This is a genomic window from Rhodococcus sp. SB1D, from assembly GCF_048573875.1.
Taxonomy (GTDB): Bacteria; Actinomycetota; Actinomycetes; order Mycobacteriales; family Mycobacteriaceae; genus Rhodococcus_F; species Rhodococcus_F qingshengii.
Genome location: NZ_JBMAIQ010000011.1, coordinates 1 through 23690 on the forward strand (window position 1 = coordinate 1; position 23690 = coordinate 23690).

The 23690-nt window shown below is 62.6% G+C and carries 26 protein-coding genes; 9 read left to right on the forward strand and 17 right to left on the reverse strand.

Translation table 11 applies throughout. The features are described 5' to 3' along the window. Positions 1 to 241: HNH endonuclease signature motif containing protein (locus ACN50D_RS22480; RefSeq protein WP_141695785.1), on the forward strand; the 241-nt coding region annotated here is incomplete at its 5' end. A 49-nt stretch (positions 242 to 290) separates the two neighbouring features. Here ACN50D_RS22480 and ACN50D_RS22485 read toward each other — a convergent pair. Next, the gene (locus ACN50D_RS22485; protein WP_003942580.1) at positions 291 to 1292 is read right to left on the reverse strand and encodes a PHP domain-containing protein; all 1002 of its coding nucleotides are present in this window, start codon (positions 1290 to 1292) and stop codon (positions 291 to 293) included. 60 nt (positions 1293 to 1352) lie between these two features. On the opposite strand from ACN50D_RS22485, the gene ACN50D_RS22490 reads away from it, so the two are divergent. Then, positions 1353 to 1763 (forward strand): TIGR03668 family PPOX class F420-dependent oxidoreductase, encoded by a 411-nt coding sequence (locus ACN50D_RS22490; RefSeq protein ID WP_218959818.1) that lies wholly within the window; start codon positions 1353 to 1355, stop codon positions 1761 to 1763. Between the two features lie 144 nt (positions 1764 to 1907). Further along, positions 1908 to 2660 carry a cyclase family protein gene (locus ACN50D_RS22495; RefSeq protein WP_007729041.1) on the forward strand — a complete coding sequence of 251 codons (753 nt, stop codon included), beginning with the start codon at positions 1908 to 1910 and terminating at the stop codon, positions 2658 to 2660. Here ACN50D_RS22495 and ACN50D_RS22500 read toward each other — a convergent pair. The 4 genes from ACN50D_RS22500 to ACN50D_RS22515 form a co-directional block, all read right to left on the reverse strand. After that, a complete protein-coding gene (locus tag ACN50D_RS22500) occupies positions 2649 to 4205 on the reverse strand; it encodes a GGDEF domain-containing protein (RefSeq protein WP_212633994.1) in 1557 nt (518 codons plus the stop codon). The two genes, ACN50D_RS22495 and ACN50D_RS22500, sit on opposite strands and share 12 nt — an antisense overlap. A 119-nt stretch (positions 4206 to 4324) precedes the next feature. Further along, entirely contained in the window at positions 4325 to 5233 is a 909-nt protein-coding gene (locus ACN50D_RS22505; RefSeq protein WP_050655897.1) for a metal ABC transporter permease, read from the reverse strand. A gap of 3 nt (positions 5234 to 5236) precedes the next feature. After that, complete coding sequence (locus ACN50D_RS22510) at positions 5237 to 5968, reverse strand: metal ABC transporter ATP-binding protein (RefSeq protein ID WP_212633995.1); 732 nt, start codon at positions 5966 to 5968, stop codon at positions 5237 to 5239. Continuing rightward, positions 5965 to 6891 (reverse strand): metal ABC transporter substrate-binding protein, encoded by a 927-nt coding sequence (locus ACN50D_RS22515; RefSeq protein WP_047272640.1) that lies wholly within the window; start codon positions 6889 to 6891, stop codon positions 5965 to 5967. The genes ACN50D_RS22510 and ACN50D_RS22515 overlap by 4 nt, the downstream gene beginning before the upstream one ends. A 77-nt stretch (positions 6892 to 6968) precedes the next feature. Between ACN50D_RS22515 and ACN50D_RS22520 the strand changes: the two genes are divergently transcribed. From ACN50D_RS22520 to ACN50D_RS22530, 3 genes are all read left to right on the forward strand, one after another. Beyond that, on the forward strand, positions 6969 to 7646 hold the full coding sequence (locus tag ACN50D_RS22520) for an SDR family oxidoreductase (RefSeq protein ID WP_212633996.1): 678 nt from the start codon (positions 6969 to 6971) through the stop codon (positions 7644 to 7646). A 138-nt stretch (positions 7647 to 7784) separates the two neighbouring features. Next, positions 7785 to 8693 carry a TIGR04222 domain-containing membrane protein gene (locus ACN50D_RS22525; RefSeq protein WP_064113141.1) on the forward strand — a complete coding sequence of 303 codons (909 nt, stop codon included), beginning with the start codon at positions 7785 to 7787 and terminating at the stop codon, positions 8691 to 8693. Then, positions 8690 to 9595, forward strand: coding sequence for a TIGR04222 domain-containing membrane protein (locus ACN50D_RS22530; RefSeq protein ID WP_212633997.1), 906 nt, complete (start codon positions 8690 to 8692; stop codon positions 9593 to 9595). The genes ACN50D_RS22525 and ACN50D_RS22530 overlap by 4 nt, the downstream gene beginning before the upstream one ends. On the opposite strand, the gene ACN50D_RS22535 is transcribed toward ACN50D_RS22530, so the two are convergent. The 5 genes from ACN50D_RS22535 to pdhA are packed head-to-tail and all read right to left on the reverse strand — an operon-like array spanning position 9527 to position 15403. Beyond that, the gene (locus tag ACN50D_RS22535; protein WP_212633998.1) at positions 9527 to 10630 is read right to left on the reverse strand and encodes a Glu/Leu/Phe/Val dehydrogenase family protein; all 1104 of its coding nucleotides are present in this window, start codon (positions 10628 to 10630) and stop codon (positions 9527 to 9529) included. The two genes, ACN50D_RS22530 and ACN50D_RS22535, sit on opposite strands and share 69 nt — an antisense overlap. 24 nt (positions 10631 to 10654) lie before the next feature. Continuing rightward, the gene (gene lpdA / locus ACN50D_RS22540; RefSeq protein WP_249343247.1) at positions 10655 to 12049 is read right to left on the reverse strand and encodes a dihydrolipoyl dehydrogenase; all 1395 of its coding nucleotides are present in this window, start codon (positions 12047 to 12049) and stop codon (positions 10655 to 10657) included. Further along, positions 12049 to 13272, reverse strand: coding sequence for a dihydrolipoamide acetyltransferase family protein (locus ACN50D_RS22545; RefSeq protein ID WP_212633999.1), 1224 nt, complete (start codon positions 13270 to 13272; stop codon positions 12049 to 12051). Before ACN50D_RS22545 ends, lpdA begins: the two co-directional genes overlap by 1 nt. Next, a complete protein-coding gene (locus ACN50D_RS22550) occupies positions 13269 to 14273 on the reverse strand; it encodes an alpha-ketoacid dehydrogenase subunit beta (RefSeq protein ID WP_212634000.1) in 1005 nt (334 codons plus the stop codon). The genes ACN50D_RS22545 and ACN50D_RS22550 overlap by 4 nt, the downstream gene beginning before the upstream one ends. Before the next feature lie 2 nt (positions 14274 to 14275). Continuing rightward, entirely contained in the window at positions 14276 to 15403 is a 1128-nt protein-coding gene (gene pdhA, locus ACN50D_RS22555; protein WP_212634001.1) for a pyruvate dehydrogenase (acetyl-transferring) E1 component subunit alpha, read from the reverse strand. Positions 15404 to 15557: 154 nt separating this feature from the next. Between pdhA and ACN50D_RS22560 the strand changes: the two genes are divergently transcribed. The 3 genes from ACN50D_RS22560 to ACN50D_RS22570 are packed head-to-tail and all read left to right on the forward strand — an operon-like array spanning position 15558 to position 17222. Further along, the gene (locus tag ACN50D_RS22560; protein ID WP_020971454.1) at positions 15558 to 16028 is read left to right on the forward strand and encodes an Lrp/AsnC family transcriptional regulator; all 471 of its coding nucleotides are present in this window, start codon (positions 15558 to 15560) and stop codon (positions 16026 to 16028) included. Between the two features lie 46 nt (positions 16029 to 16074). Next, positions 16075 to 16899, forward strand: coding sequence for a DUF692 domain-containing protein (locus tag ACN50D_RS22565; protein ID WP_007729070.1), 825 nt, complete (start codon positions 16075 to 16077; stop codon positions 16897 to 16899). Next, complete coding sequence (locus ACN50D_RS22570; RefSeq protein WP_007729071.1) at positions 16896 to 17222, forward strand: hypothetical protein; 327 nt, start codon at positions 16896 to 16898, stop codon at positions 17220 to 17222. Before ACN50D_RS22565 ends, ACN50D_RS22570 begins: the two co-directional genes overlap by 4 nt. Here the strand turns inward: ACN50D_RS22570 and ACN50D_RS22575 are convergent. From ACN50D_RS22575 to ACN50D_RS22605, 7 genes are all read right to left on the reverse strand, one after another. Then, the gene (locus tag ACN50D_RS22575; RefSeq protein ID WP_003942478.1) at positions 17211 to 18005 is read right to left on the reverse strand and encodes a family 1 encapsulin nanocompartment shell protein; all 795 of its coding nucleotides are present in this window, start codon (positions 18003 to 18005) and stop codon (positions 17211 to 17213) included. The two genes, ACN50D_RS22570 and ACN50D_RS22575, sit on opposite strands and share 12 nt — an antisense overlap. After that, positions 18002 to 19060 carry a Dyp-type peroxidase gene (locus ACN50D_RS22580; RefSeq protein WP_042447536.1) on the reverse strand — a complete coding sequence of 353 codons (1059 nt, stop codon included), beginning with the start codon at positions 19058 to 19060 and terminating at the stop codon, positions 18002 to 18004. The genes ACN50D_RS22575 and ACN50D_RS22580 overlap by 4 nt, the downstream gene beginning before the upstream one ends. A 68-nt stretch (positions 19061 to 19128) precedes the next feature. Continuing rightward, on the reverse strand, positions 19129 to 20085 hold the full coding sequence (locus ACN50D_RS22585; RefSeq protein ID WP_007729077.1) for an SMP-30/gluconolactonase/LRE family protein: 957 nt from the start codon (positions 20083 to 20085) through the stop codon (positions 19129 to 19131). A 33-nt stretch (positions 20086 to 20118) separates the two neighbouring features. After that, positions 20119 to 21075, reverse strand: a complete 957-nt coding sequence (locus ACN50D_RS22590; RefSeq protein WP_212634002.1) for an alpha/beta fold hydrolase — start codon at positions 21073 to 21075, stop codon at positions 20119 to 20121. 1 nt (position 21076) lies between these two features. Further along, positions 21077 to 21451: a nuclear transport factor 2 family protein gene (locus ACN50D_RS22595; protein ID WP_003942502.1), complete on the reverse strand. Its 375-nt coding sequence runs from the start codon at positions 21449 to 21451 to the stop codon at positions 21077 to 21079. Between the two features lie 65 nt (positions 21452 to 21516). Next, a complete protein-coding gene (locus tag ACN50D_RS22600; RefSeq protein ID WP_192712802.1) occupies positions 21517 to 22197 on the reverse strand; it encodes a hypothetical protein in 681 nt (226 codons plus the stop codon). 54 nt (positions 22198 to 22251) lie between these two features. Continuing rightward, the gene (locus tag ACN50D_RS22605) at positions 22252 to 23682 is read right to left on the reverse strand and encodes an APC family permease (protein ID WP_050655905.1); all 1431 of its coding nucleotides are present in this window, start codon (positions 23680 to 23682) and stop codon (positions 22252 to 22254) included. Positions 23683 to 23690: the final 8 nt, after the last annotated feature.

The window sequence follows — 23690 nt, forward strand, 5'->3', positions numbered from 1 at the left end:
TTGCGACTGCGTCCCCGCCTGGACCGACGCCCACCACATCAAACACTGGGCCAAAGGAGGACCAACCGTCATGGACAACCTGGTCCTGCTCTGCCGAACCCACCACACCCTGATGCACCGAAAACCCGGATTCACCGGACAATGGGAAATCCGAATGGGCACCGATCACCTGCCCTGGTTCATCCCACCACCAGGCATCGACCCCGACCGGAAACCCCGCCGCTCCACCACACGACTCTGAACCCGGAGGTCACCGAGCACACGCCTCGGTGACCCATTCCGGCGTGCTCTCAATTGCCCGCCCACTCCAAAAGATCTTCGGCGGTCCAGGTATTGATCACCCGATCGGCTTCGACGCCGCACTTTTCGGCCCGGTCACAGCCGTAGCCCTGCCAAGCCAGCTGACCGGGGGCATGGGCGTCAGTGTCGATGGAGAAAAGACAATCGAGATCGCGGGCCAACTCGATCAAACGCGAAGGCGGGTCACGACGCTCCGGTCGGGAATTGATCTCAACGGCTGTGCCTGATTCGCGGCAGGCCTCGAACACTTTCTCCGCGTCGAACTGCGACTCGGGCCGGGTTCCGCGAGCACCCTCGACAAGACGCCCGGTGCAGTGTCCGAGAATATCGACACGCGGATTTCGCACTGCAGCAAGCATTCTGCGGGTCATCGCCTCACGCTCGGACCGCAGCTTGGAGTGGACGCTCGCCACCACGATGTCGAGTTCGTCGAGCAGATCGGGATCCTGGTCGAGTGAACCGTCCTCGAGGATGTCCACCTCGATTCCCGTGAGGATGCGGAAGGGAGCCAGTTCGGCATTCAACCCGGCTATCACGTCGAGTTGAGACCGTAGGCGCTCCGCGGACAGCCCGTTTGCAACTGTGAGGCGAGGCGAATGATCGGTGAGGGCGCAGTAGTCATGGCCGAGTGCTGCTGCGCGTCGCATCATCTCTTCGATGGGGCTTCCACCATCGGACCAGTCGGAGTGGGTGTGGAGGTCGCCGCGCAGCGCTTGTCGCAATGGGCTGTCGCCGATGGGCTCAGCCTGCCCCCGCAGTTCCTCGAGATACTCGGGGATGCCGTCGTACGACTGAGCGATAATCGTGGCAGTCTTCGGCCCGATGCCGGTGAGGGCCTTCCAACTGTCGGCTTTCCGGCGAGACTCCTTCTGCTCGTCGGACAATCCTGAAAAGACCTCCGCAGCTCGGCGATAGGCCTTGACGCGGTGCGTTTCAGCGCGTGATCGTTCGAGCCAGTAGGCGATCTCCCGAAGCGCTTCATCCGGTTCCATGAGACCACTGTTCCGTCAGCAGCGGCTCGCGGCAACCCTTGATCCCCTTACGCTGTGAATATGGACGACCCGAGAGCACGATTTGAAGCCGCGCGGGTGGCTCACCTGGCAACGGCAGATGCGGCCGGCGTTCCGCACATCGTGCCGCTGGTATTCGTCTTGGTCGGCGGCACCGTCTATTCCTGTGTCGACCACAAACCGAAAACCACGACCGCTCTTCGCAGGCTCCGGAACATCACCGAGACGGGGCGCGCAAGCCTGCTGGTCGATCATTACGACGACGACTGGTCCGCGCTCTGGTGGGTCCGCGTCGACGGACATGCGGAGGTTCTCGACCCCGGCACCAAGGAGTCCGAGAGCGCGATCGATGCTTTGGCCGCAAAGTATCCGCAGTACGTAGATCACCGACCGCACGGACGGGTCATAGCTGTCCGCGATGTGGAGTGGTCGTCATGGTCCGCAGCAGCCTAAGGTTCTGTCCTAGTGTTCAAGGAGCGAAAGTGATTGCAACACTCTCAATTCGGACAAATTGGCGGGGGATCGATGAAACGACGGCAGTTACTTCAGCGCGCAGCCACAGGTCTGGCGCTGGTAGCGGGACCTCAGGTGATCGACATGGGTAGCAGTTCCGGAAGCAGTCAAGACGCAACAAGTCCGTTGAACGAACAGTTGTCGGTTGTTTCGCTCTCACACGTGAACGACCCGGCGACGACGCCGGTTTTTCCAGGCGACCCCGAGTTCACTCTCGACACAGCGGCCACCATCGCAGACGACGGCTACTACCTCCAGTACGTCAAGGAAGGTGAGCACACGGGCACGCATTGGGGCGCACCCGCACACTTCCAGGAAGGCGGCCTCACAGCCGACCAACTCGATCCGGCGGACCTCTTCCTCCCCGCAGTGAAGATCGACATCCGGGACAAGGCTGCCGCCGATTCGGACTATGCGCTCACGGTCGCGGACCTGCAGGAATGGGAAACGCGCAACGGCAAGATCCCCGATGGAGCGGCCGTAGTTCTCTGGACCGGATGGGAATCGCGCTGGGGTAGCGAAGAATATGCCAACTCCGATGCCGAGGGCGTCACCCACCAGCCCGGCTTCTCGGTGGACGCGGCGCGGTGGCTGATAGACACCGGCCGTTTGGGCACCCGCGGAGCATTGGGAACCGACACGTTCGGTCCCGACCTCGGAAACGACGAAACCTACCCCGTCTCGACAATCCTGTACGACAAGCATCGAATCAGCCTGGAGAACTTGAACAATCTTGCCGCCCTGCCAACCACCGGGGCCAGCATCCTTGTCGGTGGTGCGATCAACAAGGCCGGATCGGGTTCACCGGCAACGATTTTCGCACTACTACGGCGATAACCATTTGCGACGGTCGCCGTAGACAACGACCGCGCCCTTCCCACTTCTCTTCGCCTCGTACATCGCCGCATCGGCCTGGCGAAGAAGAGTGTGCGCGCTGAGCGGTTCGTCCCCGAACTCGAACTGCGCGGACTCGAAATGCGCGACACCAACGCTCGCACCCACCGACACCGATGTGTCTGCAGTCTGATCGGACCTGAGCGCGTCGACGATCCGGCGAGCCACGACGACGGCGTCGTCGATCGTGCCCTGCAGGAGCACTGTGAACTCGTCGCCACCGAATCGGGCGACAAACGCACCCTCGGGAACCGCTTCGCGCAGACGTGCTGTGAGAGCAACCAGTAACCGGTCGCCGGCCGGGTGCCCGTATCGATCGTTGATCTGTTTGAAGTCGTCCAGATCGACAAGCATCAGCACCCAATCGGAGTTCGTCTGGCGATTGTCGTCGATGGCGCTCGCAAAGTGTTCGTCGAACGCGGCCCGGTTTGCAAGCTCGGTGAGTGGGTCGTGATGTGCTCGGTACCTCAGCTCGTCCTGGGCAGCGGAGATCTGTTGAAGGAGCGCGTCGTTCTCGAGGAGCGTGAGTATTTGGCGCACCAGCGCGAGAACCAACACGCCGACGCCGAGTATCACGACCACGGCATCGAGGTTGCCGACGATCAGCGCCTGAACAGTCACGATCGTCGCGATCACCGCGATCAACAGATACGGCAGCAGCAACTGAGTCCGATCGCTTCGCCACTGCTGCGGCGCGTTGCGGTTCCGAGGCTCGGTTCGCTTCGTCAGCGCCGCCAAGGCGATCAACGGCGGCCCCGCGATGAACCCGGCATCGGCGATGGTCGGCATACTCTCGGCGCCGATCGCCACCAAGTACGCGTACAGGCTGTCCGATAGGGAGAGCATCACCAACCCGCACCCGAGGAACGTCAGCGGTTCGCGGATCTCGGCAACGGCCTTCGGTCCGATGACCATCAGCAAGACCATGGCGATCAGGACGAAGTCGGTGATCGGATACATCACCGCGACAAGAAACCCGAGAGATCCCGTCGGACCGGTATGAACGACGGCGCCCAAGGCGGTCGTCCACGTGAGGATGAACAATCCACCGACAACGACAAGACCGTCGAGCGTCAGCACGAGCCAGAGATGGATCGGACCGATCGCCTCACGCCGGGGCGACTGACGCACCAACGACAGAAGCGCCGGCACGGCGAACACCGGGAACATGAAGAAACCGATATCCGCGATCGACGGCGACGGAAGTGGAACGTGGAGAACCGAGCGGTAGAACGCCCAGAAGAACATCCCGAGAGTCCAGCCGGCCATACCCAGAGCCATCAGAGTTCGCCAACGCCGCTCGACGCCGTGATAGCGCCGCGATGTCCACCAACAGACCGCAGTTGCGGTGGCTCCGCCGACGAGCTGGGCGATATCGTCCACCAGAACCGAAGTTCGTGGGCTGAGCAGCCCGGATCCGGCGAGAGCGATGACCGCGACAACGACGCCGAGAACCAGCCACGTGCGTCGCGCTCGGAACTGCGTCATCGAAGAACCCATCGGTGTTCAAGGCGTCACCACCGATCGTCTTGCAGCCGGCATCGTTGCGGCCGGAATGTTGTGGTGACGAATGCCCGTACGAACCTACCCGATTTGGTAGCGGATTGTTAACTGGACGAACGATCAGGAAGGCTCGTACGCCCCGCGGCGCTGTATTCCGCTCGGGTCCTACGCCGCTGCGAAGTCCATTTCGCGATCACCCCTTGCGACGGGCTGAACAGGTACACCAGAGCGAACACGATGCCCTGCGTCATGACGACCATGCCACCGGAAGCCGTGTCGAGGTAGTAGCTGACGTAGATACCGGCAATCGCGCAGACTGCGGAAACGACGGGAGCTATCACCAGCATCCGCGAAAACTTGTCGGTGAGGAGGTAGGCCGTCGCGCCGGGGATGATCAGCATCGCCACCACCAGCACGACGCCGACGGCTTGCAACGCCACAACGGACGTGAGTGCGAGGACGCCGAGTAGCAGCGCACCCAGGCGCTTGGGCGAAAGACCTATCGCGTTCGCATGGATCGGGTCGAAGGCGAACAACGTCAGATCACGACGCTTGATCAACAGAATGCTCAACGCCAACGCGCCGAGTATCGCGACCTGCAGAAGATCGGACGAGCTCACCCCCAGCAGGTTGCCGAAAATGATGTGGTTGAGATCGGTCTGGCTGGGGGTCACCGAGATGAGAACCAAACCGAACGCAAAGAGAGTCGTGAAGACGATACCGATCGCGGCGTCTTCCTTGACGCGGCTGGTGTTACGGATCAGTCCGATCAGGGCTACGGCGATCAACCCGAAGATCAAGGCCCCGATGGCAAATGGTGCGCCGACGACGTAAGCGAGGACAACACCCGGCAGCACGGCGTGCGAGACGGCGTCGCCCATCAACGACCACCCGATGAGCACCAACCAACAACTGAGCACCGCGCAGACAACCGCTGCCACAACCGCAACGGCCAACGCGCGCACCATGAATCCGTACTGGAGAGGATCAAGTAGGAGTTCTACGAGGTTCATCGATCAGGTCCTGTCCATCACGTCGAGACCGAAAGCCAGGGCGAGGTTTTCCGGTTGCAGCACGGTGTCCGGGTCGGAATGCACCAGGACCTTGCGCATGAGCAGTACCGCCTCGTCGCAAAGTTTCGGCACAGCGTGGAGATCGTGGGTCGAGACCAAGATCGACCGGCCGTCGGAAGCCAACTCTCGTAGTAGCGTAGAAATCGTTGCCTCGGAACGCTTGTCGACGCCCGCAAACGGCTCGTCCAGCAGCAGTATCGACGCGTCCTGCGCGATGCCGCGTGCGACGAACGCGCGCTTCTTCTGACCACCTGAGAGCTGACCGATCTGACGATCCGCAAATTCGGTGAGTTCCACCCGCTCGAGGGCCTCTGCCACCGCCTCGCGATCTGCACGCCGCGGACGTCGCAAGAATCCGAGGTGGCCGTACCTGCCCATCATAACGACGTCACGGACGCTGATCGGGAAGGTCCAGTCGACGTCTTCACTCTGCGGCACGTATCCGACGCGGCCGCTCTTGCGCGCAGTGGCTGCGTCGAGACCGGCGATTCTGACAGAACCGTGGTCCGGCTTGATCATCCCCATGATCACTTTGAACAGAGTCGACTTTCCTGAACCGTTCATGCCGATCAGTCCGCAGACGCTTCCGGAATTCAATGTCAGATCGACGTGGTCCAGTGCGTGGACCTCGCCGTAGTGAACGCTGACGTTTTCGACGCGAATGGCTTCGTTCATGATTTACCGCCGGTCAGACCGCCGAGGATGACGTCGGTGTCGTGGCGAATCATGTCCAGGTAGGTGGGCACGGGACCGTCGGCTTCGGACAGCGAATCGACGTACAGCGTTCCGCCGAACTTCGCGCCGGTCGCCCCGACAACCTGCTGCATGGGGGCATCCGAGACCGTCGACTCGCAGAAGACGGCGGGAACGGAATTGGCTCGGACGAAGTCGATCGCGGCGATGATCTGCTGCGGCGTCGCCTGCTGCTCGGCATTGACCGGCCAGATGTACGCCTCGCTGAGTCCCGCGTCCCTGGCCAGATAGGAGAACGCACCCTCGCAACTGACGAGTGCACGCTGACCTGCGGGCAATGCCGCCAGCCCACTGACCAGGCCGTCCTGAACTGCTTGCAGTTCCGCCTTGTACTTCGCGCCGTTCTCCGCAAATGCCGAGGCGTTGTCCGGGTCGAGGTCGCTGAAAGCAGTCACCATGTTGTCGACGTAGATCTGCGTATTCAACGGAGACATCCATGCATGCGGATTGGGCTTGCCCGCATACGCGTCGCCGGCGATCGGAATGCCTTCGACGCCGTCGCTGACCACGACGTGTGGCACGTCCAGTCCGTTGACGAATTTCGCGAACCACGCCTCGAGGTTCATGCCGTTGTCGAGGATCAGATCGGCTTCGCTCGCCCGCCGAATGTCTCCGGGCGTCGGCTCGTAGCCGTGAATTTCGGCCCCCGCCTTGGTGATCGACTCGACGCGAAGATGATCGCCGGCAACGTTCTGGGCGATGTCCGACAGCACGGTGAACGTGGTGAGCACCACCGGGCGGTCGTCGTCGGAGCCAGAACTCACCGCAGAACAGCTGGACAGAAGCAGGGCGGCGAGGGCGGCAATTCCCAGGCGGCGGAAGTTCTTCGCGTCGCGTGTCGTCATGGTCGAACTCTAATATGTGGGTAAACAAATACACAAGTTCGTCTCGCCGAACAATCTCCACTCGATAGGCTCGGGCCATGCGTCCTACTGCCTTGATCACCGGTTCCAGTCGCGGCCTCGGAGCTGCCATCGCACGCGAACTGGCGCCGACACACGACCTGCTGCTCGGTGCACGATCCGCGCAGGCCCTCGAGCCGATCTGCGCCGAACTGCCCGGATCGACGCCTCTACCCCTCGACCTCACGGACTACGACGCCGTCGCCGCCGCCGCCTCGTCCATCACGACGCTCGACGTGCTGGTACACAACGCCGGCGTGGCCGACATCGGAACCATCGAGGAATCCTCGGTCGATCAGTGGCGACGCACCCTCGAGGCAAACGTCATCGCCGTCGCCGAACTCACGCGGGTTCTCCTGCCCGCGCTTCGTGCGGCCGGAGGTCACGTCGTGCTGATCAATTCGGGTGCCGGACTGCGCGCCAACGCCGGTTGGGGCTCGTATGCGGCCAGCAAGTTCGGCCTGCGCGCTTTCGGAGATGCGTTGCGCCTGGAAGAGCCGGCACTTCGGGTCACCTCCATTCACCCCGGACGGATCGACACCGACATGCAGCGCGACATCGTCGCGGGTGAGGGCGACGAGTACGACCCTGAGCGCTTCCTGAAAGCCTCCACTGTGGCGCGTGCCGTACTCACTGCCGTCGAAACACCGTCCGACGCACACCCCACGGAGATCGTGCTTCGACCTACCGGCCGGTAAATCCCCAGTTCGGCGGTAACGGAATGGTGACGATGGCCATCCGGATATCGCTTTTCCGGGCACTGGCCCGATACTGACATCAGTTGTCGGACAAAGAGACTGGACTTGTCTCAGGAGTTCATCGAGAGGTGGTGTGCGATGCATGATCATACGGATACATGGGGGATCCCCAGCCAGACTTTCCTTCAGTGGTACCTGGTGGCGGCTGCCGTCGCGATCGGACTCTCGCTGTACAGCCGAATGACTGCGCGCCGGTCACCGGTGGTCGTCGACGCTGTCCGTCGGCCGCTCACTCCTCCCGAGATCGGTGCCTTGACCAGTGACTACCAAGCGGTGCTGGCGTCGATGGCTATTCTGCGCAGCGCCGAGCTGATCAGCACCGAAGGCAAGACCAAGCTGGCACTCACTGCGGAGGACAAGAATCGTCTCGACTGGTTCACCCGTACGGTGCACAAGCGGCTCGGCAACGGAAAGGTCCCGCTGCGGCAGGTGCGTCTGATGGGACGGCTGAACGTCGCACTCGCACAACTACGTACGACGTTGATCGACGAGGGATATTTGCAACGCCAGCAGGACGGTCTGACCGCTGCCCTTCGGACCGTTCCGATCGTGGCGGTCATTGCTCTCGGCGTAGTCCGTCTCGTCGCCGGAATCGCCGGCGGTAAGCCGGTCGGGTTCCTGCTCCTCACCATCATCGTTCTCGCTCTGATGATTCCACTTCTTCGCATCAAGCGTCGTCGGACAGCTTTGGGAGACAGCGAGCTTCGACGCCTCAAGCACGAAAACTCGTACCTCTCACCGAAACTGCGGCCCGCGTACACGAGCTACGGTCCCTCGCTCGCCGGGCTGTCGGCGGCGCTCTTCGGTGCGGGCGCTCTGGTTCTGATCGATCCGGCGCTGGCGGGAGCGGTAGCTGCGGGCGCCGCGTACAGCCCGGGTGGCGGAAGTTCGAGCTACTACAGTTGTGGCTCCTCATCCGGATCATCCGGCTCGGACGGCGGTGGCGGCAGTGGGAGCAGTTGCGGCGGCGGGGGGTGTGGGGGATGAGCACGCATGCAGCCGACACCTGGGGGATCCCCAGCGAGGATTTCCTCTACGGCTACATAGCCGTTTCGGCCACGCTCATGGTTCTCACTCTGGGGTGGCGTCTGATGATCCGGGCACGCCGGCACGGGTACTCAACCGAGCACGGGTATTCCGCCGAGCAACTGACGCCTCCGGAAGTCGGAATGCTCACCGGCGAGTCACGCGCCATCGCAGCATCATTGGCAATCCTGCGTAGCGCTGACCTGATCACCACCGACGGCGCTGTCCTGCGCCCGTTGGGCCCTGGCGACGAGACCCTGGACTGGTACACCCTCACCGTGTACCAGCGCCTGGCCCAGCAGGCTCTACCCCATCGTCGGCGCCAACTCGCCGAGCGTATGACGGTGGAAACAGCTCGCCTACGAAACTCTTTGGCGGACCGGGGATACCTGACCTCCGACAGCGCCAGGCGTTCAATCTTTCTCTCCACAGTTCCGCTGAAGATCCTGGTGGCCGTGGGTATCGTCCGCATTGCTTTCGGACTGCACAACGACAAGCCCGTCGAGTTTCTGATTCTCGCCGTACTCGTCACCGGGTTCAGCATCCCGCTGCTCGGGCTCAACTTCGATCGAACCACCTCTGGCAAGGCGGCACGTTCGGAACTGACCACGGCACACGCCTACCTGTCCCCGCGCAACAAGCCTGCCTTCTCCGCCTACGGACCGCGTTTGGCGGGAATGTCCGCTGCTCTCTTCGCCGGTTCGGCGATGCTGATGATCAATCCCGCCTTGGCCTCCGCCGCCGGAATCGGTGCCGACGGCAGCGGAAGTAGCGGGGGTTCGGACGGTGGCGGTTCAGGCGGGGGAGGCAGCAGCTGCAGCGGGGGCGGCGGATGTGGCGGCGGCGGTGGATGCGGGGGATAGCCGCGCCCGGGCGAGCATAAGCGCTGCGGCCTCGGTAGTGATGCCACGTTCCTCGCTCAACGAGTACACCTCGTCCAAGGTTCGACCGATCCCGCGGGTTCGTTCGACGACGTCGTCTTCGTTCCACCCCAAGACTTCTCGCCCCACGAGGTGAAAGGCTCCGCCTGCGTTCGCGACGAAATCAGGGGCACAGAGAACCCCGCGGTCTCGCAGAACCTCACCGGCAGCGGCATCGGTCAAGATGTTGTTTGCTGCGCCCGCCACGGCCATAGTCGGAATCGACGCAGCCGCAGCGGAATCAATGATGCCTCCCATCGCGCAGGGGGCAAAGAGGTCACACGGTGTTCGGAGGACCTCGCCGGCAGGAACGACCGTGTGCCCCGCGAGAGAAGCCGCCTCGAGGCGCTGCGGGTCCGTATCGGCAACCAGCAGACGTGCGCCAGCCTGCGCTGCGAGACGGACGACGTCGCCGCCGACGGCGCCGAGCCCCTGTACCAGTACCGTTCGGCCGTCGAGTGTTCCGAGTCCTCGGCGACGCGCCGTGGCCTTCATCGCTTCGAACACACCCAGAGCGGTGGCGTGCGCGCTGGAACCGGCGCCACCGTTGCCGACCGAACGCCCGAAGACGTATTTGGTGGTGCGGCTGAGCTGATCCATGTCGGAAGAGTTGGTGTTGACGTCAGGACCAGTCCAGTAGTTTCCTTCGAGCTTGTCGATGTTCTCGGCGTGGATGCCGAGGATACGAGACCAGGTTGCGGCGTCGATCTGATTGCGCGGTGCTGGCAGTGCGATCACCGACTTCCCGCCACCCATCGGCAGGTCGGAGACAGCCATCTTCAAAGTCATTGCACCGGCCAGCTTCCCGGCGTCCGCCAGAGCGTGGCCGATCGAGGGATAGTGAGCGGCCCGCGTGCCACCCGACGCCGGTCCCAGACGGGTGGAGTCGATTCGAATCACGAAAGTCGTGCCGGTCTCCCGATCATGGCGTGTGACGGTCAGTTCACCGTCCCAGCGCAGTTCGTCGTCGATACTCATTGAATCTCCTTTTCTGTCTCCGGATCAGTTGTGGGCGTGCAGTGGTGTTCCCGCGAGTGCGAGCATGGCCTCGCCCAACGCTTCGTTCTGACTGGGATGCGCGTGGATGAAACGCCCCACTTCATCGGGAAGTGCTTCCCAGGCAACGGCCAACTGCGCCTCACCGATCAGTTCGCCGACGCGGTCTCCCACCAGGTGAACTCCGACAACAGGGCCTTTCGTTCCGCTTCGAATCACTTTGATTCCACCGGTAGTTCGCAGGATCTGACTCTTGCCGTTACCTGCCAGGTCGTAGATGACGGTGGAGACGTCGGTGTGCTGCGTGCGCGCCGCCTCTTCGTCGAGTCCGACCGATGCAACTTCGGGATGTGAGTACGTCACGCGAGGAATCAGGTGTTCGGCGACCGGTATCGGATCCTTGCCGGCAATCTGTTCAGCCACAAAGATTCCTTGTTGGAAACCTCGGTGCGCCAACGCAAGACCGGGCACGATGTCGCCGACCGCGTACACACCGTCCACGGACGTACGGAGGCGTTCGTCGGTGACGACAAATCCCTTGTCGAGGCTGATTCCGCGTTCTTCGAAACCGTTACCGTCCGTGCGAGGTCCGCGGCCGACGGCGACCAACAGTAGGTCGGTGTCGAGTATCGTTCCGTCGCTTAGTTCGATGCGGACGGAACCGGCTGCTTCTTTCGCGAAATCGACCTTTGTGTCTGTCTTACAGACGATTCCACGTTTCCGGTATGCCCGCTCCAGCTGCTTCGACGACCACGGGTCCTCGGCGGCGATCAGTCGGGGGAGTGCCTCGACGATCGTGACTTCGGCGCCGAACGAGCGCCAGAGGCTTGCGAACTCGACGCCGATGACACCGCCACCGAGTACCGTTGCGCTGGTGGGCACCCGGTCGAGTTCGAGTGCCTGGTCGCTGGTGACGATCCGTCGGCCGAGTTCGATGCCGGGGAGTTCCCGCGGATACGAGCCGGTGGCCAGAACGAGTGATGTTCCGGTGTAGCGGGTTCCGTCGACGTCGATGCTTCGCCCACCGACGTACGTTCCGTATCCGTTGACGATAGTGATCTTGTGTTGCGCCAACAAACCTTGCAGACCGCTGTACAGCCGCTCGACTGTCCCGTTCTTGTAGTCGTGCACCTGCGCGATGTCGATGCCGTCAAAAGATGCCCGGACTCCGAATTGCTCACTGGTGCGTGCCGAGTCGGCCACCTCGGCGGAATGCAGCAGCGCCTTGGTCGGGATGCATCCGCGGTGCAGGCACGTTCCGCCGACCTTGTCCGCCTCGATCAGCGTGACCGACAATCCGAGTTGGGCGGCGCGGATGGCGCAGGCATAGCCGCCCGATCCTCCACCGAGGATCACGACGTCGCTGTGGGGTTCTGCAGTTGTCATCGGAGCCTTGGTCATCAGAGCCTTCCCAGGACGCGGATCGGGTTCTCGATGTAGTCACCGAACAGCCTCAGGAATCCGCCTGCTTCGCCCCCGTCACAGACGCGGTGGTCGAAGCTCAACGAGATCTGAGTGACCTTACGAACGGTCAACTCGCCGTTCACCACCCACGGCTTGTCGATGATGCGTCCGATCCCCAAAATTGCCGCCTCGGGGTGATTGATGATCGGAGTCGATCCGTCGACCCCGAATACCCCGTAGTTGTTGAGTGTGAACGTGCCGCCGGTCAGGCGGGCGGGTTCGAGCTTGCCGTCGCGGGCAAGGTCGGTGGTCACCCGAAGTGCTTGTGCGAGTTCGACGGTGCTCAGGGCGTCCGCATTTCGAATGACCGGTACCATCAATCCCTTCGGTGTCTGCGCGGCGATCCCCAGGTGGGTGCGGGCGTGTCGAACGATCTCGCCTCGAGCAGTATCGACCGACGAGTTCAGTTCGGGGTACTGCGCCAACGCCGCGATGGTCAGCCGAGCCAGGAGCGCCATCAGGCTGATCTTGTCGGAATCGGGCAGTGACTTGTTGATCTCGGCTCGCGCCGCCAGCAGTTCGGTGGCGTCGACGTCGACCCAGGTTGTCGCGTCCGGGATCTCGCGGCGGCTGGTGGACAGCTTGTCGGCCACTACCTTGCGTAGCCCCTTGATCGGAATTCTTTGGTCGGTCGCGTGTGACGTTTCCGTTTCCGGTCCGAAGTTTGCCCCGGCCTCGACGTCGGCGCGCGTGATGACTCCGCCAGCGCCCGATCCGGAAATCGTGGCTAGGTCGATACTGTTGTCAGAGGCCAATTTACGAACGATCGGCGAGATCACGCGTACCGACGGAGCCGCTCTGCGTCGGCGTCTCGGTGCATCCTCGCTGGTGCCGTAGCCGATCAGGACGTTGCCCGAACCGGCGCGTTCCTCTTCGCGGTAGCGCTCGTGGTTGGCCGAAACGACCGCGTCGACACTGTCGCCACCACTCACGGTGATCAGCGGTGTGCCCACCTTCAGGGTGTCGCCGTCATTGCCGTGTAGTTCGATCACGGTCCCGGCGAACGGGATGGGCACATCCACAGCAGCTTTCGCAGTTTCCACCTCCACGACGATCTGATCGATGGTGACCACGTCGCCTACCTTGACGTGCCACTCCGCGATGTCGGCCTCCGCCAGTCCTTCGCCGAGGTCGGGGAGCATGAACACCTGATTGCTCATGCCGTCACAGCCCAACGGGTGTCCGGAGTGTCGTTCCACTGCAGACGGTCGAGGGCGTCCAGGACACGGTCGACGCTGGGCAGGTGGTGACGCTCGAGCTTGGGAGCGGGGTAGGGGATGTCGAAGCCGCTGACCCGGAGCACCGGGGCATGGAGATGGTGGAAACACCGTTCCTGCACGCGGGCAGCAATTTCTGCACCCACACCGGCAAAACCCTGCGCTTCCTGGATAACGATGCAGCGTCCGGTCTTTCGCACCGATGCGGTGACCGTCTCGTCGTCGAACGGCACTATCGAGCGGATGTCGATCACCTCGATGTCCCGGCCCTCGGCTGCAGCGGCCTCGGCGGACCTCAGTGCAACGTCCACGGACGGACCGTAGGCGATGAGCGTCGCGTCACGACCGGGGCGCCGGACGACGGCGCGACCGATCGGCTCACGTGCGGTCAGTTCGACATCTGCTCGCGCGAAGTACAGCTTCTTGGGCTCGAGGAAGATCACGGGGTCGGGGTCCTCGATTGCCGAACGTAGCAGCGAGTACGCATCTTCCACTGTGGACGGCGCCACAACCTTCAGTCCGGGTGTGTGCGCGTAGTAGCCCTCACTGGAATCACAGTGATGCTCCACCCCGCCGATACCGCCGGCAAAAGGAACACGAATGACTATCGGAATCGACAGCGCGCCCTTGGTGCGGTTGCGGATCTTCGCCACATGGGAGGCGATCTGTTCGAACGCCGGATAGGCAAACGCGTCGAACTGCATTTCCACGACCGGACGAAAACCGGCCATGGCCATGCCGATTGCGAATCCGATGATGCCGGACTCGGCGAGGGGAGTGTCGAAGCATCGGTCGTCGCCGAAGTCGCGGGTGAGGCCGTCGGTGACGCGGAAAACGCCGCCCAGGGTGCCGACGTCCTCACCGAAGACGACAACGTTGTCGTCCGCAGCCAGAGAGTCGCGTAGCGCGGTGTTGAGGGCCTGAGCCATCGTGAGCATGGGCATGGTCAGTGTCCCCCTGTGTCAGCGGCTTCGGCAGCAAGTTCGGTTTCGAGTTGAGCTTGTTGCTCACGCAATTGCGGTGTCTGCTCGGCGAAGACGTACCGGAACAGATCGAGCGGATCGTGCGGGCGGTCGACATTCATGCCGGCGCGTAGTGTGGCGGCCTCTGCCTCGGCCTCTTCGGTCAGTGATTCGACGAAGGCGTCGTCGATCAGATCGTTTGCGCGCAGATACTTTTCGAGACGCAGCAACGGATCTCGCCCGAGCCAGGCTTCCACCTCGGCGCTGTCGCGGTAGCGGGTGGCGTCGTCGGCATTGGTATGTGCGTCGATGCGATAAGTGTGTGCCTCGACGATCACCGGTCCGTTTCCGCTGCGGACGAAGCGTGCCGCCTCGTCCATGACGGCCAGCATCGCAACGGGATCGTTGCCGTCGACCTGCTCGCTGCCGATCCCGTAGCCGACGCCCTTATGCGCCAACGTCGGTGCTGCACTTTGACGTGACAACGGCACGCTGATCGCAAATCCGTTGTTCTGCACCAGAAAGATCACCGGCGCCTTGAAGACGGCGGCGAAGTTCAGCGCCTCGTGGAAATCGCCCTCACTGGTGGCGCCGTCACCACAGAGCGCCAAGGCGACGGTGTTCAAGCCCCGTCGAGACTCCCCGTAGGCCACCCCCGCTGCATGCAGCAATTGCGTTGCCAGCGGGGTGCACTGCGGCGCACTGCGCAGTGCGACCGGGTCGTATCCGCAGTGCCAGTCGCCGGCGAGCATGCTCAGAATCTGCACCGGATCGACACCCCGGGCGGCCAACGCCATCGAATCCCGGTAGGTGGGGAAGAGCCAGTCACTCGGCTCCAGACTCATCGCTGCCGCGATCTGACATGCCTCCTGCCCTCGCGAGGACGGATACACGGCCAGGCGCCCCTGTTTGGTCAGCGCCGTAGCCTGCTGGTCGAAACGCCTGCCCAGGAACATCTTTCGATACATCGCGATCAGGCGATCGTCGCTCGGTTTTGCGTAGCGGGCCTCGCTGCGCGTCAGTTCTCCGGCAGGGTCGAGGTACTGCACCGCAGAATCGGCCGGCAGGAACTTCTGATACCGCAGTTCCCCCAAGGGTTCGACAAGTGTCACTTCTACCTCCAGAAGACGTTGTGTCCATCAGTATTCGCACTTCGGCGACGTAATGGCAGCAAGCGTCGAGGATTCAAGACAAACGGCCTATCATGAGGATTCGGGCAGCAATATGTCCATCAACCGACTCGACTACCGAAGCAGGAATGGACAGATGGCCACCGAACCGCACGCTCTCGATGCGATCGACCGTCGCATCATCGCCGAGCTGGTCGCAGACAGTCGCATCTCCATGCGTGCACTGGCCGAGAAGGCGCACATATCCCGCGCTCACGCCTACGTCCGCATCGAAAGGCTCGAGGACGCCGGAATCATCACCGGATTCACGACGCGGATCGCCCACGAGAAGGCCGGACTCGGCTCCTCGGCATACGTGGCACTCTCGATCAGGCAGCACTCGTGGCGAGGTCTGGCGGCGTCCTTGAAGGCCCTGCCGTTTGTCGAGCACTTCTCCCTCCTCGGCGGCGACTTCGACGTTCTGGTGCTGGTTCGAGCCCCGGACAACCAGGAACTACGCCACACCGTTCTCGAAGAACTCCAGGGACTCGACGGGGTTCTCTCGACCAAAACGTGGCTGATCTTCGAAGAAGGCAACGGTCCGGGACCCAACTGGTTGCCCGGCTGATCCGTCTATAGTCGCCGTTAGCAGTTGCACACGGGAGGTGACTCGAATGACCCTGCACGGCCTGGGAATCGGTTGGCGCCCCGAGGTCTCCGGAATCATCGCGCAACTCGACGGCCTGGCATTCTGCGAAGTCATTGCCGAATCCGTCGGAAACGAGATACCGCCGCACCTCGGCTCGCTCGGAGTTCCGGTGATCCCGCACGGAATCTCGCTCTCACTTGGCGGGGCCGAGGCGGTAGATCAGGCACGGATCGATCACCTTGCGCGTGCATCCCAGCTACTGGGCGCTCCCTTGGCGAGCGAGCACATCGCATTCGTGCGTGCAGGCGGCATCGAGGCCGGCCACCTGCTCCCACTTCCGCGCACCTACGAAGCCGTCGACGCCCTGGTACGCAACATCACCCGGACTCAGGACGGTCTACCGGTGCCGTTCGCCGTCGAAAACGTTGCCGCCCTGTTCGACTGGCCGGACGACGAGTTGACCGAAGGGGAGTTTCTCGCGGAAATCGTCGAGCGCACCGGAGCCCTGCTGGTTCTCGACATCGCGAACGTCTATGCCAATGCCCTCAACCGAGGGCGTGATCCCTGGGCCGAGCTGAGCCGGCTACCACTCGAGCGAATCGCATACTGCCACATCGCCGGTGGCAGCATCAGCGACGGCAAATACCACGACACGCACACCGATCCGGTACCCGAAGCCGTGCTGGAACTCCTTGCGCAGTTCACCGCCGCCGGTCACCATCCCGCCATCATGCTCGAGCGCGACGGAAACTATCCGCCGGCACTGGAATTGCTCGACGAGCTCGATGCCATCGCCGACGCAGCTGGTCTGGATCGCATCACCGCGGGCACCGATTGGTCACGCACATGAGCACGCTCGGTGAGCGTCAAGAGGCGCTGATTCGCGCACTGGTGGCGGGTGGCGAACTGCCCGAAGGCTTCGACAAAGACGAAGCCGCCGTTGTCTCGGCGGCGCTGCTCCGAAAGCGCGCAGGAGAAGTGGCGCACCACCTTCCGGTCGTGCGCCACACTCTCGGCGATCGTTATCTTCAGTTGTTCACAGCGTGGGCGGACGGACGACCGAAGTCGTCTTCGCATGCGGATGCCCAGGCCTTTGTCGCCCATCTCCAGGACATCGGCGAACTGCCTCGCCCACCCTGGTATCAGAGGTTTCGAAAGGTCTCACGCAAGTGAGACAACAGCTTCGCTGGTGTACATGAGGAACGTCATCGATTCCTGGAAGTACAGCTCGACGGAGTTCGCATCGTGCGAGAGATAGCCGATGGACAGGTCCTGGCCGAGGTGCAATTCGTAGTCACCGCCACGCGTCGACAGCAGGAAAGCGCCGTCGATGGCCGGGGCCCAGATGATCTCGCCGTCGAGGACGCGTCGCAGGTGCTCGCGGATGGGGTAGCCGTGATCGGAGGTCTCGTTGATCGCGGTGAACGCATCTGCATTCAAGAGCAGTGAGTACGGTCCGTTGACACCGGCCAAGCGCAGCGACGTGATCGCCTGGCTGATGGCTTCCGGGTAGTCCTTGGCGTCGATGGGTAGCTTCAGTTCCGGGTTGGAACCGCTGGCCCGCACGCCGGTGATGCTGGCTGCGGGGTATCCCTCGAAGATGGCGCGGTCCTCGGCGAACGCGATCTGCTTGGCCGCGTCCTTGACGGGCTGCCAGTCGGAGTCCTTGGCGCCGCGTTCGACGTCGTCGATGGCCTGACGGCTGACGGTGAAAGGGACCCGCAGTTCGATGATCGGCTGGGACTGACGAGCATGTGCGATGACGCCGTCGGCCAAGGGATTGATCGGCACCTGATGCCCGAGTGGGATGGCCGCGAGATCGTCACCCGACGGTCCCTCCACATCCACGACACGACGACCGGCGACGTGACGCTTGAAGGTACGGCTCGCCTCTTCTTCGATCTCGGCCCAGGCTGCTGCCGAAATGGGTGCTAGGTCGCGGTGCAGGTTTGTCATTGCTGGGCACTCCTTTTGAGGCTGCCGATTCCGAGAGAACCGTCAGAGATGGGCGCTGTGAACGTCGCTTCGGGAACGAGCCTGGTCGGCAAGTCCGGGGGATCGTCGAGAAAGTCCGCCGTCGGAACGAAGAAATTGATTCCGGTGACGGCGGTGGAGAAATCGAGAATGCGGTCGTAATTGCCGACGGGATTCCCGATGAACATGTTGGTGAGCATCTGCTCGGTGACCGTAGGCGACGCCGAGTAACCGATGAAATAGGTACCCATCTCAGCGGAACCGACGTGGCCGAACGGCATGTTGTCCCGCAGAATCTGGATCTGCTCACCGGATTCGTCCTCGATGACGGTGAGTGCGGTGTGGGAGTTGGCCGGCTTGGTGTCGTCGTCCATCTCGAGATCTTCGAGCTTGGAGCGTCCGATGACGTTCTCCTGCTCCTCGACGGGCAGGGAGTTCCACTCCGACATGTCGTGGAGGTACTTCTGGACGATGACGTAACTGCTGCCTGCGAAATCCGGATCCTCGTCACCGACGGTGACCGCGACGTAAGCGGCCTGCCCGGACGGGTTCTCGGTACCGTCGACAAAACCCATGAGGTCGCGTTGCTCGAAATACTTGAACCCGTGGACCTCGTCGATCACCGACGCGGCCCCGGCCAACCTGTTGGTCACGACCGTGGCGAACTCGAAGCACAGGTCCATCTGACGGGCCCGGATGTGAAACAACAGATCGCCCGGCGTGCGCGGGGCGTGGTGTTTGTCACCGGTCAACTCGACGAACGGATGCAATTCCGCCGGCCGTGGACCGTCGAAAAGTCGGTCCCACGCATCCGAACCGATGCCGACGACGGCAGCCAAGCCACCGGCGGGAACCCGGAATCCGATCGAGCGTTGCAGCCCGGAAATATCCGCCAGAACGTCGTGAACTGCCTGCTCACCACCCTCGTCGATGGTGAAAACCAGGAAGATCGCAGCTTCCGTGAGCGGGGTCAGCAACGGCTGCGGTATCGCGGGAAGGGCCACTTCGGCCTCGTCGATCTCACTCGTTTCCGCCATGCAGACCAGTATGGACGATTCCGGCAGTCCCGGCATCAGTAGTGGGTAAGTCGCGTCAGGGTGTCGCGTCAGGGTGTTGCGGCCTGGGCGCCCGCGTCGAAGCCGGCCGGAATCTCGAAGATCTTTCCGTCGAAGCCGGCGCGGTAGAGATGCCCGGCCGCGAAACCGGAATTGCCACGCCCGTAGGTCAACACACTCGACGCCTGCAGTCCGCTGGTGAGCGAGCAGTACTGGCCGGGTCCGTCGATCCGCCACACCTCACCACTGATGTCCGTGGGAACAATTGCGCGATCTCGCGAGTCCAAGGTCAAACCATCTGGGGCAGAGAAGGTTTCGAAACCACCGAGATCGACCAACGACTCCGAATATCCCGGATTGTCCACGGAGATGCGGCTGACACCCGGGTTTGCGAACGTGCGCGAAACGTAGAGCCAGCGATTATCGGCGCTCAGGGCAGCCCCGTTTGCACTCGGGAAGGTTGCCCACGCCGGGTCGACGGAACCATTCGGGCTGACCTTTCCGATCAGCGAACCGAAATCGTTGGTGGCGTAGATCGTCCCGTCGTGCGCGACGGCAAGGCCGTTTGCAGCGCTCAGACCACCGGCTATCGGCGTCACGGCACCCGAGTTCACGTCCACCCGCGCGACCGACGCAGCACGCGTCAGATCGCCGATCAGCACGCCGGCGTTTGCTCCGGTACCCACCAGCAGTGAACCGTCCGGGCTCCACGCGAGTGCGCCCGCACCGCCGGGAACCGTCGCGATCGGAACTGCGGCCTGACCAGGCCCGTCGACGCGGAAGATCCGCCCACTCACCAGGTCGGTCGTATACAGGCGCCCTTGCCCGTCCACCGTGACACCCTCGAGGGCCGCACCCGGAATCTGGGCGCTGAGTATGGCGGGTGACGATCCAGGGCAAGGCGGAGCGGCGGCGGCACCGGACACGCCCAGAGCCAGAAGCGAACCGGCAACAAGAGCACCGGTGATACCTACCCGAATACCGCGATCGAAGATCCTGGTGCGCATCTGCGCAACGCTAGACCTTCGGCCCGATTTCGCCTAGAGCGACCGAAGGAAAGAGATCAAAAGTTCATTGACCTCGGCAGCGTGTTCTTGTTGTACGAAGTGCCCCGCACCGCCGAGGAGATGTACACCCCGCAGGTCGGGGACGGTGTCCTTCATGCGGTCCAGTGCCTTGGGGCCGCTCATCGCGATGACCGGATCCTCGGCGCGCGCGACGAAGAGCGTCGGGACGTTGACGGTCGCGCCGTCCAGATCCGCACTGCGTTCCCAATTGGCGTCGTACGCTCGGTACCAGTTCAAGCCGCCTGTGAAACCTGTTGCAGTAAAGGCCTTTACATAAACATCCAGATCGTCCTCGGTGAGCCACGACCACGGCAATGCAGGCGCCTCGGGAAGTACGTCGAGATAGCCGTTTCCTTCGGAGGGGTTCTTCCACACATCGAGGTACCGGTAAGCCCCGGACAAGGCGTGGAAGAGCCGCTGAAGGAATTCACGTGGACGGGCGTCGAGTTCGCGCTCCGCGACACCCGGTTCCTGAAAATAGTGAATGTGCAGAAAGTGCTTTCGCGCCAAGGCGGCGTAGATCGTCGAGGGCTTGGCCGGGAATCTGTCCGGCGCATAGGGAACCGCCAAGGAGACCAGTCCCGCAACGCGATCGGGGTGACGAAGCGCTGTCGTCCACGCGACCGGAGCGCCGAAATCGTGTCCGACGAACACCGCTTTGTCGATTCCGAGAGCGTCGAGTAGGTCGATCAGCCGGTTCGCGACGGCGTCGTTGGTGTAATCCTCGATCGCGTCGGGGCGGGTAGTGCCGCCGTAACCGGGCATGTCGAGTGCAATCGACCGAAAACCCGCTTCCGCCAACGCTGCCGACTGATGGCGAAAGCTGTATCCGAGGCCGGGAAAGCCGTGGCACATGACCACAGCTGTCCCGGAACCGGAATCGTCGATCTGCCAACAGAATCCGTCGACGTCGATCGTCTTGACCGTCATGTCAGGCGGTGATCATGTCTTCCTGGTTCCAGAATGCGCGCATCGACAGGATCTTTCCGTCGTCGTCGAAGGTCATGACGTCGATGGGTGCGATGGTCAGGGTCTGCTCGCCGAGCTTGGTGATCAGCGAGAAGTGGAATGCCGCTTCGTTTCCGGCGATGCGGAGGGTCTGAAGGTGAGCTTCCTGGTCGAAATTCTCGATCACGGAGTAGAACTCGAGAATGGACTCGCGGGTGGTGCGCACGTCGGTACCAACCGGGTCTTCAACCGTTGCACCCTCTGCGTACAGGGCCACAACCTGGGCAGCAGTGCCCGTCGCAACGGTCTCGATGTAGGCGTCGACGGTCTTGCGGATTACCTCTGCGGACGGTGCCATGGTCTACCCCTCGTAGTTAGAACAGGTTCTAATTCTGAGGATAACCTACGACTCTGTTCCACGGGTCAGCTTTCGAGCACCTTGCGCAGGCGAGCCTTCTTCCGGTTCTCCCGCACGATCCAGACGACATCGGCGTCGTCCGACGCCTCCAGGGAGAGGAATGCCGGCAGTGCATTCTCCGGATCCGCCGCAACCGCGACACTCCAGCAGTATCCGAGCGCCTGCCGGAGAGTCCGTGTATCGGCGTCACGACGGGCGTCATCCGGTTGCGAGACGATCCACTCGGTAGCGTCTCGGCACACCTGAACGGCCAGCGCAGCGTTGGTCTTGTCCTTCAGCAACCGTGGCTCGCAGATACCGGCAGGCGCTGCGCGCAGCGTCAATGGATGGGTGGAGCGCGCCCACTGCTCGATGATCGCCCGGAACAATTCCGGATCCGTGTCGCCTATCGCTTGAACGGCCATCGCGGCAGCTTCACGTGCACGCCACGACGCACTGGTGGTCGCCTCCGTGAGACTGTTCAGAACAGCCTTGTCGCGTGAACGAACAAGGATGAATCCGAGCCCGACGATCCCACAGCAGCGGATGTATTCGTCCTCGGACTCCGCCGCCAGCAGGATGTCGTCGTCATCGGCGCCGCGCGCGAACTCGAGCATGAGCCCAAGGTTCGCGCGCGGGCCGGGCAATCCTGAACGCTCCGTCAGGTAACTCCACAGTTCGTCACCGTCCAGATCCGCGAACGTCATGGGAGTCCTGCTTTCTCGAGTGCGGGTGCACCCATCATTTCACCGAAAGCCCTCTCACGACGGGAGTTCGAAGCTCACTTGCTTCCGTCGTCGCGCATAGAGGAATCCACCGACAAACGCGAGCACCAGCACCCCGGTCATCACCACGGCCAGAATGTTGCCGCCCAGTAGGAGCGGAAGGTTTCCGGCAATGGCGATCGCGAATCCGATCAGCCCGACAAGGCCCAAGCTCGGGGCAAGTTTGGTGTGCCAGAATCGCTGATCGACCTTCGTACGATGAAAGAAGACGAGCACCGCAAGGCACGTGAGCAACATGAGAGCCACGATCCCCACCGTTGCAACGCCGGCGAACCACGCGAAGATCTGTGTCACCGGATCCAGACCGATGACGATGCAAGCTCCGAGAAGTACCAGAGCACAGCAGGATTGCACCACTGACGCGATGTGCGGCGAACCATGCACGCGGTGCGTCCGCCCACCTGCGCCCGGCAGAACGCCGGTGTTCGACAGAACGAAGATGTATCTGGCCAAGACATTGTGGAGAGACAGAACTGCGGCAAAGAGACTGGACACCAACAGAATTTGAATCAGGTGGGCTGTCACCGTTCCGGCAAAGTCGGTGGCAGTGGTGATCAGCATGCCGTCGGGGTCAGTACCCGCAATGTCCACTGCACCCTTGTCGCCCCAGGCTGTCACAACCGCCCAACTGGAGAGAGCGTAGAAGCCGCCGATGAGGATCAAGGCGGCGTATGTCGCTCGCGGGATAGTCCGCGCGGGATCCTTCGCTTCGTCACGGAAGATCGCCGTCGACTCGAACCCGATGTAACCGGCAAGCGCGAATACCAATGCGACGCCGGGGGATCCGGAGAATATTTCCGACGGAGAGAACATTGCTGTCGACGGGCCTTCCGGACCACCGTCGGCGATGATGAAAGCGTCGAGTACGACTACGATCCCGACCTCTGCGATCAACAGGATGCCGAGCACCTTGCCCGACAATTCGATATGACGAAATCCGAGGACGGCTACCAGAGCCAACGAGGCGAGCGAGAAGATCCACCACGGCACCTCCGGACCACCGTAGGAGGTGATCAACGAACTCATTGCCGGGCCGAGGTAGCCGTATACGGCCAATTGCACTGTGCTGTAACTGACGAGGGCCAACATCGCACTGCCGACGCCGGCACCACGGCCGAGACCATGTCCGATGTAGAGATAGAACGCTCCGGTTCCCGGGATGTAACGCGACATCGCGGTGAACCCGACGGCGAAGAGCAGAAGTACACCGGTTGTCACGGCGAAGGTCATGGGGAAGCCCGCACCGTTGCCACCGGAAATACCCAGCGGCACAAGACCACTGATCACAGTCAGGGGAGCAGCTGCGGCAACGACCATGAGGACTATCGAGCCGGTACCCAGCGAGCCTCGAAGAGTTCGGTCATCGCCGGATGCATCACGTGAAGCATTGACGGAAGTATGGGTCATACGGGCGA

Bases quoted from the DNA above. Each gene is read 5' to 3' on its own strand.
- ACN50D_RS22485 (WP_003942580.1), bottom strand. From the start codon at position 1,292: ATGGAACCGGATGAAGCGCTTCGGGAGATCGCCTACTGGCTCGAACGA.
- ACN50D_RS22490 (WP_218959818.1), top strand. From the start codon at position 1,353: ATGGACGACCCGAGAGCACGATTTGAAGCCGCGCGGGTGGCTCACCTG.
- ACN50D_RS22495 (WP_007729041.1), top strand. From the start codon at position 1,908: ATGGGTAGCAGTTCCGGAAGCAGTCAAGACGCAACAAGTCCGTTGAAC.
- ACN50D_RS22500 (WP_212633994.1), bottom strand. From the start codon at position 4,205: ATGACGCAGTTCCGAGCGCGACGCACGTGGCTGGTTCTCGGCGTCGTT.
- ACN50D_RS22505 (WP_050655897.1), bottom strand. From the start codon at position 5,233: ATGAACCTCGTAGAACTCCTACTTGATCCTCTCCAGTACGGATTCATG.
- ACN50D_RS22510 (WP_212633995.1), bottom strand. From the start codon at position 5,968: ATGAACGAAGCCATTCGCGTCGAAAACGTCAGCGTTCACTACGGCGAG.
- ACN50D_RS22515 (WP_047272640.1), bottom strand. From the start codon at position 6,891: ATGACGACACGCGACGCGAAGAACTTCCGCCGCCTGGGAATTGCCGCC.
- ACN50D_RS22520 (WP_212633996.1), top strand. From the start codon at position 6,969: ATGCGTCCTACTGCCTTGATCACCGGTTCCAGTCGCGGCCTCGGAGCT.
- ACN50D_RS22525 (WP_064113141.1), top strand. From the start codon at position 7,785: ATGCATGATCATACGGATACATGGGGGATCCCCAGCCAGACTTTCCTT.
- ACN50D_RS22530 (WP_212633997.1), top strand. From the start codon at position 8,690: ATGAGCACGCATGCAGCCGACACCTGGGGGATCCCCAGCGAGGATTTC.
- ACN50D_RS22535 (WP_212633998.1), bottom strand. From the start codon at position 10,630: ATGAGTATCGACGACGAACTGCGCTGGGACGGTGAACTGACCGTCACA.
- lpdA (WP_249343247.1), bottom strand. From the start codon at position 12,049: ATGACCAAGGCTCCGATGACAACTGCAGAACCCCACAGCGACGTCGTG.
- ACN50D_RS22545 (WP_212633999.1), bottom strand. From the start codon at position 13,272: ATGAGCAATCAGGTGTTCATGCTCCCCGACCTCGGCGAAGGACTGGCG.
- ACN50D_RS22550 (WP_212634000.1), bottom strand. From the start codon at position 14,273: ATGCCCATGCTCACGATGGCTCAGGCCCTCAACACCGCGCTACGCGAC.
- ACN50D_RS22560 (WP_020971454.1), top strand. From the start codon at position 15,558: ATGGCCACCGAACCGCACGCTCTCGATGCGATCGACCGTCGCATCATC.
- ACN50D_RS22565 (WP_007729070.1), top strand. From the start codon at position 16,075: ATGACCCTGCACGGCCTGGGAATCGGTTGGCGCCCCGAGGTCTCCGGA.
- ACN50D_RS22570 (WP_007729071.1), top strand. From the start codon at position 16,896: ATGAGCACGCTCGGTGAGCGTCAAGAGGCGCTGATTCGCGCACTGGTG.
- ACN50D_RS22575 (WP_003942478.1), bottom strand. From the start codon at position 18,005: ATGACAAACCTGCACCGCGACCTAGCACCCATTTCGGCAGCAGCCTGG.
- ACN50D_RS22580 (WP_042447536.1), bottom strand. From the start codon at position 19,060: ATGGCGGAAACGAGTGAGATCGACGAGGCCGAAGTGGCCCTTCCCGCG.
- ACN50D_RS22585 (WP_007729077.1), bottom strand. From the start codon at position 20,085: ATGCGCACCAGGATCTTCGATCGCGGTATTCGGGTAGGTATCACCGGT.
- ACN50D_RS22590 (WP_212634002.1), bottom strand. From the start codon at position 21,075: ATGACGGTCAAGACGATCGACGTCGACGGATTCTGTTGGCAGATCGAC.
- ACN50D_RS22595 (WP_003942502.1), bottom strand. From the start codon at position 21,451: ATGGCACCGTCCGCAGAGGTAATCCGCAAGACCGTCGACGCCTACATC.
- ACN50D_RS22600 (WP_192712802.1), bottom strand. From the start codon at position 22,197: ATGACGTTCGCGGATCTGGACGGTGACGAACTGTGGAGTTACCTGACG.
- ACN50D_RS22605 (WP_050655905.1), bottom strand. From the start codon at position 23,682: ATGACCCATACTTCCGTCAATGCTTCACGTGATGCATCCGGCGATGAC.